This window comes from Nonomuraea rubra (assembly GCF_014207985.1).
In the GTDB taxonomy this organism is placed as follows: Bacteria; Actinomycetota; Actinomycetes; order Streptosporangiales; family Streptosporangiaceae; genus Nonomuraea; species Nonomuraea rubra.
In genome coordinates this window covers 2,326,176-2,340,423 of sequence record NZ_JACHMI010000001.1, presented here as the reverse complement: position 1 = coordinate 2,340,423, position 14,248 = coordinate 2,326,176, and the positions used below count along the sequence as shown (strand labels likewise).

At 74.1% G+C, this 14,248-nt stretch carries 10 protein-coding genes; 2 read left to right on the top strand and 8 right to left on the bottom strand.

Annotated features, from left to right (window positions below; all coding sequences use genetic code 11):
* Positions 1 to 9: 9 nt before the first annotated feature.
* Together HD593_RS10625 and HD593_RS10620 are read right to left on the bottom strand one after the other, a co-directional pair.
* The gene (locus HD593_RS10625; RefSeq protein WP_185102008.1) at positions 10 to 240 is read right to left on the bottom strand and encodes a phosphopantetheine-binding protein; all 231 of its coding nucleotides are present in this window, start codon (positions 238 to 240) and stop codon (positions 10 to 12) included.
* Positions 241 to 262: 22 nt separating this feature from the next.
* Complete coding sequence (locus tag HD593_RS10620; protein ID WP_185102007.1) at positions 263 to 1,303, bottom strand: hypothetical protein; 1,041 nt, start codon at positions 1,301 to 1,303, stop codon at positions 263 to 265.
* A gap of 271 nt (positions 1,304 to 1,574) precedes the next feature.
* On the opposite strand from HD593_RS10620, the gene HD593_RS10615 reads away from it, so the two are divergent.
* Positions 1,575 to 3,911, top strand: coding sequence for an ExeM/NucH family extracellular endonuclease (locus HD593_RS10615; protein ID WP_185102006.1), 2,337 nt, complete (start codon positions 1,575 to 1,577; stop codon positions 3,909 to 3,911).
* 52 nt (positions 3,912 to 3,963) lie between these two features.
* Here the strand turns inward: HD593_RS10615 and HD593_RS10610 are convergent, their stop codons facing one another.
* The 5 genes from HD593_RS10610 to HD593_RS60265 form a co-directional block, all read right to left on the bottom strand.
* Positions 3,964 to 4,386 carry an organic hydroperoxide resistance protein gene (locus HD593_RS10610; RefSeq protein WP_185102005.1) on the bottom strand — a complete coding sequence of 141 codons (423 nt, stop codon included), beginning with the start codon at positions 4,384 to 4,386 and terminating at the stop codon, positions 3,964 to 3,966.
* Positions 4,387 to 4,477: 91 nt separating this feature from the next.
* Positions 4,478 to 6,100 (bottom strand): ABC-F family ATP-binding cassette domain-containing protein, encoded by a 1,623-nt coding sequence (locus tag HD593_RS10605; protein ID WP_185102004.1) that lies wholly within the window; start codon positions 6,098 to 6,100, stop codon positions 4,478 to 4,480.
* A 240-nt stretch (positions 6,101 to 6,340) separates the two neighbouring features.
* Positions 6,341 to 6,982, bottom strand: a complete 642-nt coding sequence (locus HD593_RS10600; protein WP_185102003.1) for a cytochrome b/b6 domain-containing protein — start codon at positions 6,980 to 6,982, stop codon at positions 6,341 to 6,343.
* Positions 6,948 to 7,631, bottom strand: coding sequence for a molybdopterin-dependent oxidoreductase (locus HD593_RS10595; RefSeq protein WP_221524715.1), 684 nt, complete (start codon positions 7,629 to 7,631; stop codon positions 6,948 to 6,950). The genes HD593_RS10600 and HD593_RS10595 overlap by 35 nt, the downstream gene beginning before the upstream one ends.
* A 64-nt stretch (positions 7,632 to 7,695) precedes the next feature.
* Positions 7,696 to 10,350 carry a BTAD domain-containing putative transcriptional regulator gene (locus tag HD593_RS60265; protein ID WP_221524714.1) on the bottom strand — a complete coding sequence of 885 codons (2,655 nt, stop codon included), beginning with the start codon at positions 10,348 to 10,350 and terminating at the stop codon, positions 7,696 to 7,698.
* A 204-nt stretch (positions 10,351 to 10,554) separates the two neighbouring features.
* Here HD593_RS60265 and HD593_RS10585 point away from each other — a divergent pair, with 204 nt between their 5' ends.
* Entirely contained in the window at positions 10,555 to 11,358 is an 804-nt protein-coding gene (locus HD593_RS10585) for an AfsR/SARP family transcriptional regulator (RefSeq protein ID WP_185102002.1), read from the top strand.
* Here the strand turns inward: HD593_RS10585 and HD593_RS10580 are convergent.
* A complete protein-coding gene (locus tag HD593_RS10580) occupies positions 11,340 to 14,246 on the bottom strand; it encodes a helix-turn-helix transcriptional regulator (RefSeq protein WP_185102001.1) in 2,907 nt (968 codons plus the stop codon). The genes HD593_RS10585 and HD593_RS10580 overlap by 19 nt on opposite strands.
* Positions 14,247 to 14,248: the final 2 nt, after the last annotated feature.

The following is a 14,248-nucleotide window of genomic DNA, read 5'->3' as shown; positions in this document are numbered from 1 at the left end:
CCGGCCCCGCTAGCGGGCACCGGCCGAGCGCGCGCCGTCGAGCAGCGTGCCCAACCGCCCGTCCATGAAGAACTGCTCAAGGGGCACCTCGACGCCCAGCCGCGACTCGATGCGCTCGATGAGCGTGACCGCGAGCAGGGAGTTGCCGCCCAGCTCGAAGAAGTCGTCGTCCGCCGAGGGCACGTCCACGTCGAGCACGTCGCACCATTCGGCCAGAACGACGTCGTCAGCCTTGTCCACGAGTCCTCCAGTCATGTTGCGGTCAGGTGAGTTTCACGGCCCAGACGGGGGAGAGCGTGGCGCCCCTGCGCGTCTTGGGCGTGTCGGCGTCGAGGCCGAGGTCGAGGCAGGTGAGGCGGCGGTCGAGAGCGTGCCTGAGCGGGGCGTGGATCAAGCTCTCCACGTACGCCTCGTGCCGGTGCGGGGTGTCGTCGGCGACGCCGGTCTCGTAGATCTCCAGCCGCCCGCCGATCGCGCAGCCGAACGTGACGGCCAGGCAGTCCGGCGTGCCGTCGGCGTACACGGCGAAGGCGACCCGCTCGCCCACCGGTTCGGCCGCCCACCGGGACAGGCGCATCCTGAGCAGCCGCGGGTGCTCCTCGATGCCGTGCCTGCGCTTCACCGCCGCGACGAGGTCCGCCCCCAGGCCCACGGCGTCCCGGGCAGGCATGGTCGTGCTCCGCAGCCCGGGGGCCCGGCGGTCCTTGAGCACGGTCCTGCGCTGGCTGTGGGTGAGCGCCGCGAGGAACCGCTCGTCATCGGGCGGGACGGCGAGCGTGGAGAGCCCGCCGATCCGCTCCCGCCGCGCATCATCACCGTCCGGGGCGAAGGCGGCGAGTTCCTCGTCCCGCACGTAGATGGCGGCCGCGATCAGGCCGCGGCGCCCGGCCTCGGCCCGCGCCCGGGCGACGAGCGCCCGCCGGACCTGCTCCGCCCGGCCTGCGGGGAGGGCGGCACTGGTCACGGCCCCGGCGACCAGGTCGGCGCAACCCCCGACGAAGAGGTACGACCGCGCGTCCTCGACCTCGCCGAACAGGCGCGGCGCCAGCGCGGCGGGATCGAAGACGGGGCTCGGCACGGCGCGGCTCCGCACCCGCTGCACGGGCAGCAGCCCCAGGATGCCGTCCTCCCCGGTGGCCAGCACGATCTCCGTCTCCCAGGAGGCCGACAGGTAGTGGCGGCCCAGCCTGCCGGGCAGCAGGCTCACGGAGGCCGCGTGCCACTCCCGGCCCGACAGACCGGCAGGAAGGTCGTCGACCCCGGCCACCTCCGTCGCGACGGGAAGCGCCTCGTGTCTGGTCACAGATAGTTTCGTCATCCGCCGTCACCTGGCCGGTACCGTCCCCGGAAAGCCCCCACTCGGGGAACGTAATCCACCGGCTCCGCGCGGAACGACTCATATCGTGCGGTCCTTGATGACCGTGCCCGCGTGAGGGCTCGCGGCGGCTGCGCATCGTACGAAGCCGACACATCGGCGCCCCTGAATGGACACGAAGTGTCAATGTTCAAGATTTCACGGCACGTCCACGCCTAATACAGGGTTTTTCACCGTATGTCGGTTTACGCTCCCCGGCATGCGTGTTACGTCCCGGGTCTCGGCGATCCTCGTCGTGGCCGGCCTCGCCGGCTCGATCGCCGCCCTGTCCTCACCCTCCATGGCCGCCGCGGCACCAGGCACCGTGGTCATCAGCCAGGTCTACGGCGGGGGCGGCAACTCCGGCGCCCCCTTCTCCAACGACTACGTCGAGCTGTTCAACCGCAGCTCCGCCCCCGTCTCGCTGGACGGCTGGTCCGTGCAGTACACCAGCGCCAGTGGCACCGGGAACTTCGCCGCCAACAGGGCCGCCCTGTCCGGCACCCTGGCGCCGGGCCAGTACCACCTCCTCCAGCTCGCCGCGGGCACCACGCCAAGCGGCGCGCTGCCCCAGCCCGACAGCGTCGGCTCCGTCAACATGAGCGGCACCGCGGGCAAGGTGGCGCTGGTCCGCTCGGCCGACGGCCTGGCCTGCAACGGCTCGACCACCCCCTGCACCGAGGACCAGCTCGCGCAGCTCGCCGACCTCGTCGGGTACGGCACCGCCAACTTCTCCGAGGGCACCCCCGCCCCCGCCCTCACCAACGCCACCGGCGGGTTCCGCAAGAGCGCCGGCTGCGCCGACACCGACGACAACGGCGCCGACTTCGAGACCGCCGCCCCGGCGCCGCGCAACAGCGCCACCACCCCGGCCCCCTGCGGCGGCGGCGAGCCGACCCCGACGCCCACGCCGACCCCGACGCCCACCGAGAGCTGCGACACCCCGGCCACGCACCAGATCCCCCAGGTGCAGGGCAACGGCGACGCCAGCCCGGTCGCGGGCCAGAACGTCCGGGTCGAGGGCGTCGTGACCGGCTCCTTCCAGGGCTCCGGCGGCCTCGGCGGCTTCTACCTCCAGGCCGCCCGGCCGGACGCCGACCCGGCGACCTCCGAGGGCCTGTTCGTGTTCTCCTCCTCGCCGGTCAAGGCCGGTGACCGGGTGCTCGTCTCCGGCAAGGCGATCGAGTACAACGGCCTCACCGAGATCTCGCCGGCCACCGCGGTGAACGTCTGCGGCACCGGCACGGTCCGGCGTACCGAGATCGACCTGCCGCTCAGGAAGGGCCTCACCTTCGAGCGCTACGAAGGCATGCTCGTCACCTTCGACGACGACCTCGCGATCTCCGAGACCTACAACCTGGCCCGGTACGGCGAGCTGCTCCTCGCCGAGGACGAGCGGCTGTACCAGCCGACCGACCGCAAGGGCGTGGACACCGAGAAGGACGCGCGGCGCAGGATCCTGCTCGACGACGGCTCCAGCGCGCAGAACCCGGCCACGCTGCCGTACCACACCCAGGGCTCGAACACCGTCCGCCTCGGCGACGAGGTGCGGGACCTGACCGGCGTCCTCACCTACGGCTTCGACGTCTACCGCGTCCAGCCGACCGAGCCGGTGGTCTTCCGCGCCACGAACCCGCGCCCCGTCCGCCCCGAGCGGGTCGGCGGCGACGTCCGGGTGGCCGGCCTCAACACGCTCAACTGGTTCACCACGCTCGGCTCGCGCGGCGCCACCACGGCCGAGGAGCGGGACCGCCAGCTCGCCAAGCTGGTCGCCAACATCACCACGCTCGACCCGGCCGTGGCCGGGCTGATGGAGGTCGAGCGCAACGGCGACGTGGCGCTCAACGCCCTGGTGGACGCGCTCAACGCCAAGGCCGGCGCGGGCACGTACCAGGCGATCTCGCACCCGAACCCGGGCACCGACCTCATCCAGACCGCGCTGATCTACCAGCCGGCCAAGGTCACCCCGATCGGCCCGGCGCGCTCCTCCGCCGACCCGATCTTCAACCGGCCGCCGCTGGTGCAGACGTTCGGCAAGGCCAGGGGGCACGGCAGCACGTTCACGGTGCTGGTGAACCACTTCAAGTCCAAGGGCTGCACCGACGCGGACGGCCCGGCCACCGGCCCGGACGCCGACCAGGGTGACGGGCAGAGCTGCTACAACGCCAAGCGCGTCAAGCAGGCCCAGGCCGTGCTGTCCCTGATCGGCGAGCTGAAGCTGAAGAACGCGCTCGTCCTCGGCGACATCAACGCCTACGGCGAGGAGGACCCGATCCACACCTTCGAGGACGCCGGGCTGACCAGCCCGAGCAAGAAGTACGTGGAGAAGGACGAGCGTTACAGCTACGTCTTCGAGGGCCTGTCCGGCGAGCTGGACCACGTGCTGGCCGACAAGGGCGCCCGCAAGCTGGTGACCGGTGCGACCATCTGGCACGTCAACTCCGACGAGGGCCGGTTCATGGACTACAACACCGAGTTCAACCCGCCCTACCTGTACGCGCCCGACCCCTTCCGCTCCTCCGACCACGACCCGCTGCTGGTGGGTCTGCGACTCTGAGAACACGCACACCGGCCGCGGCGGAGCTCCCCTCCGCCGCGGCCGGCGCGTTTCAGACGGCCTTCGCGTTGATGGTGACCGGGATGTTGCCGCGGGTCGCCTTGGAGTACGGGCAGAGCTGGTGGGCCGCCGCGCCCAGCTCCTCGGCCGTCTGCTGGTCCACGCCGCCGAGCTCCAGGTTGAGCACGGCGCTGAGGCTGAACTCGCCGTCGTCATGGTTCAGGGACGCCTCCACGGTGATGGCCGTGCTCTTCAGCGTGACCTTGCGCTGGGCCGCGGCCCGCCTGACCGCGCCGAGGAAACACGCGCCCCAGCCCGCGGCGAAGAGCTGCTCGGGGTTGGTGGCCCCGCCCGCGCCGCCGAGCTCCTTCGGGATGGCGAGCGTGGTGTCGAGCAGGCCGTCATCGGCCTGGACGCGCCCGCCGTTCCTGCCCTCTCCCGTGACGGTGACGACGCCGGTGTAGCTGACAGCCATGGCTGTATCCCTTCTGAACGGGTACGCCGGGAAGCACCAATCGCGTCACCGGCTTAACTGGTGACGATATTGGCAGACGGGGCGTCACCCGTCAAACCGGTGACGGCCCCGTCTCCAGCAGGCGCCCGCCGGACAGCTCCAGCCACCGCTCGATCCCGATCTCCGCCAGGAACCGCTCGTCGTGGCTGACCACCACGAACGCCCCCTCGTACGCCGCCAGGGCGCTCTCCAGCTGGGCCACGCTGACCAGGTCGAGGTTGTTGGTCGGCTCGTCCAGCAGCAGCAACTGGGGCGCGGGCTCGGCGCACAGCACGCACGCCAGCGTCGCGCGCAGCCGTTCCCCGCCGGACAGCACGCCCACCGGCAGGTGCGCCCGCTGGCCCCGGAACAGGAACCGGGCCAGCAGGTTCATCCGCTCGGCCGAGGCCATGCCGGGAGCCGCCGCGGCCAGGTTCTCGGCCACGGTGCGGTCCAGGTCGAGCAGGTCCAGCCGCTGCGACAGGTAGGCCACCCGGCCGTCGGCCCGGCGGGCGGTGCCGCCCTCCGGCTCCAGATCGCCGCTGATCATCCGGAGCAGCGTCGACTTGCCGGCGCCGTTCGGGCCGGTCAGCGCGATGCGCTCGGGCCCGCGCACGATCAGCTCCAGGCCCTCCCCTGCGAACAGGCCACGGGCCTGCAGCCGCTCGCCGTGGAAGACCGTGCGCCCGGCGGGCACGTGCGTGCCGGGCAGCTCCAGCGCGATCTTCTGGTCGTCGCGCAGCGCCCGCCCGGCCTCGTCGAGCCGGGCCTTGGCGTCGCTGACCCGGGCGGCGTGCAGCTGCCCCGACCGGCCGGCCGACTCCTGCGCGCCGCGCTTCATGTTGCCGGCGAAGATGCGCGGCAGGCCGGCGTTCTTCAGGTTGCGGGCGGCGTTGCTCGCCCGCCGCTCGGCCCGCTCGCGGGCCTGCTGCATCTCCCGCTTCTCGCGCTTGAGCTCCTGCTCGGCGCTGCGCACGTCCCGCTCGGCGGCCTCCTGCTCGACCCGCACGGCCTCCTCGTAGGCGGTGTAGCCGCCGCCGTAGAAGCGCAGCTCGCCGCGGTCGAGCTCGGCGATGCGGTCCATCCGGTCGAGCAGGGCGCGGTCGTGGCTGACCACCAGCAGGCAGCCGTTCCAGTCGCCGAGCAGGTCGTGCAGGCGGCGCCGGGCGGGCAGGTCGAGGTTGTTGGTGGGCTCGTCCAGCAGCAGCACGTCCGGCCGCTTGAGCAGCTGCGCGGCCAGGCCGAGCGAGACGACCTGGCCGCCGCTCAGCGTGCCGAGCGTGCGGTCGAACGCGAGCCCGGCCAGGCCGAGCCGGTCGAGCTGGGCACGGGTGCGCTCCTCGATGTCCCAGTCGGTGCCGATGGTGGTGAAGTGCTCCTCGCTGGCGTCGCCGGACTCGATGGCGTCCAGCGCGGCGATCACCGGGGCGATGCCCAGCACCTCGGCCACGGTCAGGTCCTGGGTGAGGGGCAGGCTCTGCGGCAGGTAGCCGAGCACGCCCTGGACCGACACGTCGCCGCCCGACGGGCGCAGCTCGCCGGCGATCAGCTTGAGCAGCGTGCTCTTGCCGGCGCCGTTCGGCGCGACCAGCCCGGTACGGCCGCCGCCCACGCTGAAGGACAGCCCGGAGAAGACGGGGGTGTCGTCGGGCCAGGAGAAGGACAGCCCGGAGCAGATGACGAATGCGTCAGACATGTGACAGACCTCGGAAAGGTGACCCGGGCCCGCGAGAAAGGGCAGCCCGGCAGGGGAAACAGGAACAAGGGAACGACGACCCTGGGCCGCACCGGCGACGGTCTACGCGCGTCGGGCCGGGGCCGGGTCAACCTCCGGTATCACCCGGAGATGTCGTCGTCGCCTGCCATGTCTGGTCTCCTAGCTGTCATGGATATGCACCTGCCACCTTAGCATCCACCTGCAACAGCTCCGGCCACGTCAGCCGCGCGCGTCCCGCGCCTCCTCCTCGGCCCACTGGGGATGCTCCTTCCTGGCCCACCTCCACGTCACCGACCCCGTGCGCATCCCGCGCCGCGCCTCCGGATCCCGGTACGCCAGCCGGATGTGCCCGGCCACGACCACGGCGATCGCCAGCGCCGTCACGTCGTGCACGAAGATCGCGCTCGTCCGGGAGATCCACGGCAGCGCCCCGGTGAACCACATCAGCAGCCCGGTGAACGCCATCACCGGCACGGCCCCGGCGATCCAGCCCGCCCAGATCTTCTGCCCCGCGTTGAACTTTCCGGCCGGCCGCGGCCCTGGCATGCCCCTGCGGGCCGCGCGCAGCCACTCCCTGTCGTACGGCGCCAGCCGGTTGAGCCTGCGCAGGTCCGCGCGGAACGACCGGGCGGCCAGCCCGATCAGGAACGGCACGGGCAGCAGCAGCCCCGACCACTCGTGCACGACGACCACCAGGTGGCGCCGGCCGACGAGCTGGGCGAGCGGCGCGAAGTAGAGGAACGCCGCCGACCCCGCGCACAGCAGCATGAGCGCGGCCGTGGCGCGGTGGACCAGGCGCTCGGCACGGGTGAAGCGCCGCAGCCGCTCAGGCGCTCTGGTCGAGCCAGCCGTCGACGTCATAGCCGTACTCCTCCCAATATCCCGGGACGACCTTCTCGGTGACGGAGATGCCGGACAGCCACTTGGCGGACTTGTAGAAGTACATCGGGGCGACGTAGAGCCGCACCGGGCCGCCGCGCTCGTGGGTGAGCGGCTTGTCCTGCATGTCCAGGGCCACCACCACGTCGGAGCGGCGGGCCTGGTCGAGCGTGAGGCTCTCGGTGTAGACGCCGTCGAAGCAGGTGAAGCGGAGCGCCTTGCCCTCCGGGCGCACGCCCGCCAGGTCGAGCAGGTGCGCGAGCGACACGCCCGAGAACGGGGTGCGCGGCACCCGCCAGCCGTCCGTGCACTCGACGTCGCCGACGACCCGGGTCTGCGGCATGGCGCGCAACTCGTCCAGCGTGTACGTCACGGGCCGCTCGACCAGGCCGCCGATCCGCAGCTGGTAGTCGGCCGCGGTCCGCTCCGGCACCGAGCCCGCCACGCTGAAGTAGCGGAAGCCGCCCGGGCCGGGCAGCAGCCCCGTCGGGTCGGTCGCGGCGAGCCGTTCCCAGCCGTTCTGCAGGAGCGGGGCCGCGGCGAGGGCGGCGGCGCCCGCGCCGAGCATCGAGAGCATCGTCCGGCGCGCGATCGGCGCGCCGGTCTCCTTCGGGTGTCGTTGATCGGTCACGCCTGCGATTCGAGCACCCGTGTCCCGCTTTCGTGAGAAATGACCGGATCCGGTAATACTTTCGTCACTCTTGTCCCGCACGGGACACCTCCTGACGCAGGAAGAGGTCCCGCTCCGCCCACAGTTCCTCGTCCAGATGGTGGTCACGCCACACCTCCGGCGGGTCGGCCAGCCAGTCGTGGCCGAAGATCGCGTACGGGTGACCCGCACCCGCGCGGGTCAGCTCGTCGTGGCCCAGGTACTCCATCAACGGCCGCCACAACGGCCCGTTGGCGACGATCAGGTACGACGCCGCCAGCCCCGGCTCGTGCAGCCAGCGGCGCAACATCCACGCCTGGAACACGTCCGTGATGGGCGACGGCTTGGCCTCGTAGGCGGGGCAGATCAGGTGCCGGGCGATCCCGACGTGCCCCTCCGGGGGCAGCGGCGTGCGCCGGCTCACGTCCCGCCAGATCTCCCCGACGACCGGATCGGCGTCCAGCTCCTCCCGCTCGGGGCGGCGCAGCGCCAGCCAGCTCATGAAGGCCCGCAGCCGGCCGCTCCCGCGGGAGCGCAGCAGCGTGAACGCCTCCGGCCTGCGCTCCAGCCAGAACCGGACGGACCCGGCCGCGGCCTCGCCCTGCGACTCGCGCGCCATGGCGACGAGCTCGTCGTGGGCGGCCGGGGTCACCGGGCACGCGCGCACGTCCTCCTCGCCCACCTGTGACACGTACCGGGCCAGGACTCCGCCGCGCCGGCGCAGCCGGCTGACCGTGCGCATCACCGCCACGCTCGCCTGCGGGTCGCGGGCGCCGCGCAGCAGCTCGTCCAGGACGTGGTGGCGGATCGCGCGGTGCATCCGCTCGTAGCCGGCGGGGTCGCGCCAGCGCAGGTGGTGGTCGAGGGCCTCGCGCAGCGCCCCGCCCACCTCCAGGCCGCGGGCGGCGGTCTCGACGTACGGCTGCGCCCTGAGCCAGTCGAACAGCTCCGCAGCCCGGCCTCCGGGCAGCACCGCGGCGAGCAGGTCCTCGGTGGTGTGGCGGGCGTGCGCGCACACGTGCAGCGCCCACCGGTGCAGGTCCGACGGCACGTCGCCGGCCAGCCGCGCGAGCACGCCGTCGACCACCTGCCTGGCCGCCTCGCGGCGCGACGGCTGGCCCGTGGCGGACCTGCTCCTGCCGACCTCGGCGGCCAGCGACAGGGCGAAGGGGTGGCCGGCGGCGAAGCCCGCGATGGAGGCGCGCAGGCCGGGCTCGACGCCGCGGGCTTCGAGCAGCGCGGCCGACTCCGCGGGGGTGAGGGCCTCGAGGTGCCTGATCACGATCGCTCCCGACCAGGCCGGGTCGGTGAGCCAGGCGGCGCTCGGCCCGCTCCTGCCCGCCACCACGACGACCGTGTCGCCGGGCAGGCGGGTGAGGTAGTCGTCGCGCAGCCACGGTTCGAGGTCGGCCAGCTCCTCGAAGGCGTCGAGGAGCAGGACCGGGCCCGCGGCGCCGGCCAGCTCCTCCGCGAACCGTTCGAGGCGTTCGCGGGGGCTGGGGGACGGGTGCGGGTGACGGGCCGGCCGGTTCCCGGGGCGCAGGTGCCGTACCTGGCGGCCCTCGGCGGTGGCGTCCTGGGCGAGCTGGTGCAGCAGCGCCGACTTCCCGATGCCGGCGGGCCCGCGGACGAAGAGCAGCGCGGGGCGGGCCTGCCCCAGCAGGTCCCGGAAGGCGGCACGTTCGCCGGCCCGGCCGACGAACCGCGCCGCGACAGGCCGCTCCGCCCACGAGGCCCGCGACGCGGGCGCCGCCGCTGGTGCCGACAACCCGGCCGACCCGGCCGATGCCGGCAATCCAGCCGGCCCGGACGAGGCCGCCGACCCGGACGACCCGGACGACGCTGCCCATGCCGACTCCCCCGACGACCCAGCCGATGCCGGCGAGTCAGACGACCCGGACGATGCCGGCCAGTCGGACGGCGCCGGCACGGGCTCGTCGCCCGGGTCGGCCTCGGCGCGCAGGATCCTGTCGTGGGCGGCGCGCAGCCGTGGCCCCGGGCTGACGCCCAGCTCCTTGCCCAGCAGGTCGTAGACCATCCGGTAGACCTCGAGCGCCTCCGCCCGGCGCCCGCTCCGGTACAGGGCGAGCAGGTAGATCTCGTACAGCGGCTCCTCGAGCCGGTTCCGCTCGATGAGCAGCGGCACCTCGGCCGCCACCTCGGCGTGCTCGCCGCGCTCCAGCCGCAGCCGCAGCAGCTCCTGGACGGCGGCCAGCCGCAGCCGCTCCAGCCGGAACCGCTCGCGTTCCGCCGCCTCGCCGGGAACCCCGGCCAGCGCCGTGCCCGTCCAGAGGGCCAGCGCCTGCTCCAGCAGCTTCACGGCCGCCGGGACCTGCCCGCCCTCGCGCTCCTGCCTGGCCGCCTCCAGCAGGTCGGCGAACTCGATGGCGTCCACCACGAACAGCTCGGGATCGAGCATGTACCCGCCGGACCTGGAGCTGATCACCGCGTCCAGCCCGTGCGCGGACAGCAGCCGCCTGATGCGCGAGACATACGTCCTGACGACCGCCTCACCGGTGGCCGGCGCGTGCTCGCCCCACAGGCCGTCGATCACCTCGCCGATCCGTACGAAGCTGCCGCTGTTGGCGAGCAGCAGCAGCAGGACGGCCTGCTGCTGGGGCGTGCCGAGGTCCAGGCGGGTGTCACCGCAGGCGAGACCGGGCGGTCCTAGGATGGTGAACCTGAAGGGAAGCGGAGACATGTCTCCGACGGTAGGTTCGGCCGGATCCGCGCCTCTAGCGTCGAATGACTCCCTTTGTGTACGTCATGTGTATGTCCCGCCGGGCCCGTCTCGCGACCGAGACCTTACAGACTGCGGACAAGCCCGGCAATACGCCAAAACCACGACGCGACGTCAGTAGGGTCGGTCAGGGAATCACGCGAAACAAGAGGTGGGGGAACCTCGATGGGCGGGGTGAGTTTCGGGCTGCTGGGCCCGGTCAGCGTCTGGAGCGGCGGGGAGGAGCTGGACGCGGGGTCCCCGCAGCAGCGCGGGGTGCTCGCCCTGCTGCTGCTCGGCGAGGGGCGCCAGGTCTCGCTCGGCGAGATCGTGAGCGCGTTGTGGGGTGACCGGGCGCCGCGCAGCGCCGTCGTGAGCACCCGTACGTACGTCTCGCGCCTGCGCCGGGTGCTGGCCGACGGCGGGGGCGCCGGGCTGGGCACCGAGGCGGAGATCAGGTCGGCGGGCGGCGGCTACCAGCTCGTCGTGGACCCGTGCGCGGTGGACGTGACGGTGTTCCGCCAGACAACCGCCGCCGCGCGCCAGGCCCGCGAGCGCGGCGACGTCGCGGAGGCGTCCCGGCTGCTGCGCGGCGCGCTGGCGCTGTGGCGCGGGCCGGCGTTCGACGGGCTGGGCGGGGGCTTCTTCGACGGCCGCCGTACCTGGCTGGAGCAGTTGCGCGCCTCCGCCATGGAGGAACGCTGGGCGCTGGACATCGAGCGGGGCGACGGCGGCGAGGCGATCGCCGAGCTGACGCTCGCGACGGCGGCGGAGCCGTACCGCGAGCGGTTGTGGGAGCTGCTGATGTGGGCGCTCGACCGCGACGGCCGCCCGGCGGACGCGCTGGCGGCCTACCGCCGCGTCGCCCGGTTGCTGGCCGAGGACCTCGGCCTGGACCCGGGCCCCGGCCTGCGCGGGATGTACGCCCGGATCGGCACGCCGGCCGGCGCTCCGCCGCGCCTCACCGCGCTTCACTCCTCCGGCCGGTAGGTCCTCAGTATCCGCGGGAGGTCGGCCCGGGAGCTCACCCCGAGCTTGGGGAAGATCCGGTGCAGGTGGGTGCCGACGGTGCGGTGGGACAGGTAGAGCCGCTGCCCGATCTCCCGGTTCGTCAGCCCCTCGGCGGCCAGCCGGGCGATGCTCAGCTCGTGCGGGGTGAGCCGGTCCCACGCGTCCGGGTTGCGGCTGGGGCTCGACTCGCCCGCGCCACGCAGCTCCTGCCGCGCCCGCTCGCCCCAGGCGGCCAGGCCCAGCGCGTCGAAGGACTCCCTGGCCGTACGCAGGTGCAGGCGGGACTCCACGGCCCGGCGACGGCGGCGCAGCCACTCGCCGAACGCCAGGTGCAGCCGCGCCCGCTCGGCGGGCCACCCGGACAGGTCCGCCCGCAACGCGGCCGCGAACAGCTCCTCCGCCACCTCACCCGGGGCGAGCACGGCACGCGCGTACCGCAAGCCGATGTGCAGCGCGGGTGACGGGCTCGACGCGGCCAGCGGCTCCAGGTCGCGCAGGACGTCCCGCATGGCGGCGGCGCGCCCGGCCCGCAGCGCGGCCTCCGCGAGCTCGGCGAGGAAGTAGGCGCGCAGGCCGAGCTGGAAGGCGGGGTCGCTGGGGTCGAGGATCCGGCTCAGGTCGGCGTACGCGTCGTCGAACCGTCCCTCGCTCATGGCCGCGAGGCCGCGGGCGAGCTGCACGGTGGCGAGCACCGGCCGGGCGCCGGCGGGCAGCGCGACCCGCTCGGCCTGGTCGGCCAGCGCTCTGGCCTGCTCGTTCTCGCCCCGCAGCGCGGCGATCTCGGCCTGGACGGCGGTGGCCAGCCCGAACATGAACGGCTGGCCGGTCTCCTCGGCGAGCCTGGCGGCCTCCTCGGCGGCGGGAACGGCCGTGGCCAGGTCGCCCAGCCTGGCCAGGCTCCACGACTGAACGGCCAGCGCCCTGGGGAGCAGCCCCAGCCTGCCCTGGGCGCGCAGCCCCGGCGCGGCCGCCGCGGAGAGCCGGCCCGCCAGGTCGAACGCCCCCACCTGGAGTGCCGCGCTGCCGAGGTACCGGTCCACCTCGGGGTCGGCGCCGGCGGCTCCGGCCAGCTCCCGGAGCCCGTCCAGCACGGTCGCGCCCCGCTCGAACGGCCCCGCGTACGCGGTGATCGCGACCACGCGCGGGTCGCCGGCGGGCAACGGCAGCCCGTCGGCCACGCTCAGCACCAGGCGGCGGGCGGCCTGGCCCGGCTCGGACCAGAAGCAGCGCATGGCCGCGCCCCACAGGATCCGGACGGCCGGCTCGACGTGCCCTTCCGCGGCGATCGACCCGGCCAGCCGGGCCAGCTCGGGCACCCGGGAGACGTCCTCGCGGACCCCGTCCTCGAACCCGCTGAGCAGCCAGGCGGCGGTGGCGCGCCGGCGCGGGGACAGGCCCAGCTCCCGCGCGTCGCGCACCAGGCGCTCGGCCGTGTCGCGGCTGCCGGACTCGACCGCCAGCTCGGCCGCGCGCAGCAGCCTCAGCGCCTTGCCCTCGCGCTCCTCGCTCAGCCGGGCCGCCTGCTCCAGCGCCGCCACCGCGGCCGCGACCGCGCCCCGGCGCCGCGCCCCGGCGGCGGCCCGATCCAGCTCCGCCGCCACCTCCTCGTCGGGCCCTGCCGTCGCGGCGGCCCGATGCCAGGCCCGCCGGTCGGGGTGCTCGCGCAGCGTCTCGGCCAGCGCCAGGTGCGCCCGCCGGCGCTCGCCGAGCTCGGCGGCAGCGGCGATGGCCGACCGCATCAGCGGATGCCCGAACCTGACCAGCCCGCCACAGATCTCGACCAGCCTCGCCTCGACGGCCGGTGCAAGGATCTCCAGCTCTGCCTGCACCTCGGGGACCAGGACCGCCTCCATGCCTGAGGTCGGCGCCGGTGACACCTCCGGGCTGGCGGTCGGGCCGGAGTCCGTGAGTGGCCGGGCGCGCAGGATCAGGTGTGTGGCCGCGAGCGTCTCCGCCACCGACTCGCTCTCGTTGAGCGCCGCGACCAGCAGGGCGGTGCGGGCCGGCAGCGGGAGGGCGGCGACCCGGGCGGTGAACGCGCGCTCGAGGCGTTCCCCCAGCGGCGCCGTCGGCCCGAGGCCGCCCTGGTCCGCCGTGACCCCGGGCAGCTCGATCAGCGCCAGCGGGTTTCCCGCCGCCTGTTCGAGGATCCGCTCCCGGGCCGCCGGGGCGAGGCCGGGGGCGGTCGAGTCGAGCAGCTCGGCGGCGGCCTGTCCGGAGAGCCTGCCGGCGGTCATCACCGGCAGCCCCGCCTCCCGCAGGGGCGAGGGCTCGCCCTCCCGCAGGGCCGCGATCATGACGATGGGCTCGGACTCGATCCGGCGCGCCACGAAGGCGAGGACGTCGGCGCTGGCGCGATCCAGCCAGTGCGCGTCCTCGGCGACGACCAGCAGCGGCCGGTCGGCGGCCACCTCCGCCAGCAGGGTCAGCGTGGCCAGCCCGACCACGTAGACGCCGCCTCCCGTCGTGTCGCCGGCTCCCGTCGTGTCGTCGGCGGCGGTCGTGTTGCCGGGCTGAGCGCTGGATTCGGACGGGTCGCCGGCCCGGGCGCCGGGTTCGGGCGGGCCGGCGAGGCCCAGTGCGGTGCGCAGGGCGGCGCGCTGGCGGGCGGGCAGCGCGTCCATACCCGCACGGACCGGATACAGCAGTTGGTGCAGCCCGGCGTAGGCGAGGTTCTGCTCGGCCGCCACGCCGGTCGTCGTGAGCACGCGCAGACCGGCGCCGGACGCCACCGACACGGCGGCCGCCACCAGCGCGGACTTGCCGATCCCGGCCTCGCCCTCGATGAGGACGCCACCGCGCTCCCTGAGGCCGTCGATGAGCCCCGCCAGGGCCTTCAGCTCGGCCTCCCGCCCGAAAAGCGGCATGG

Coding starts and splice junctions, on each gene's coding strand:
- HD593_RS10615 (WP_185102006.1), top strand. CDS start 1,575: ATGCGTGTTACGTCCCGGGTCTCGGCGATCCTCGTCGTGGCCGGCCTC.
- HD593_RS10610 (WP_185102005.1), bottom strand. CDS start 4,386: ATGGCTGTCAGCTACACCGGCGTCGTCACCGTCACGGGAGAGGGCAGG.
- HD593_RS10605 (WP_185102004.1), bottom strand. CDS start 6,100: ATGTCTGACGCATTCGTCATCTGCTCCGGGCTGTCCTTCTCCTGGCCC.
- HD593_RS10600 (WP_185102003.1), bottom strand. CDS start 6,982: ATGACGTCGACGGCTGGCTCGACCAGAGCGCCTGAGCGGCTGCGGCGC.
- HD593_RS60265 (WP_221524714.1), bottom strand. CDS start 10,350: ATGTCTCCGCTTCCCTTCAGGTTCACCATCCTAGGACCGCCCGGTCTC.
- HD593_RS10585 (WP_185102002.1), top strand. CDS start 10,555: ATGGGCGGGGTGAGTTTCGGGCTGCTGGGCCCGGTCAGCGTCTGGAGC.
- HD593_RS10580 (WP_185102001.1), bottom strand. CDS start 14,246: ATGCCGCTTTTCGGGCGGGAGGCCGAGCTGAAGGCCCTGGCGGGGCTC.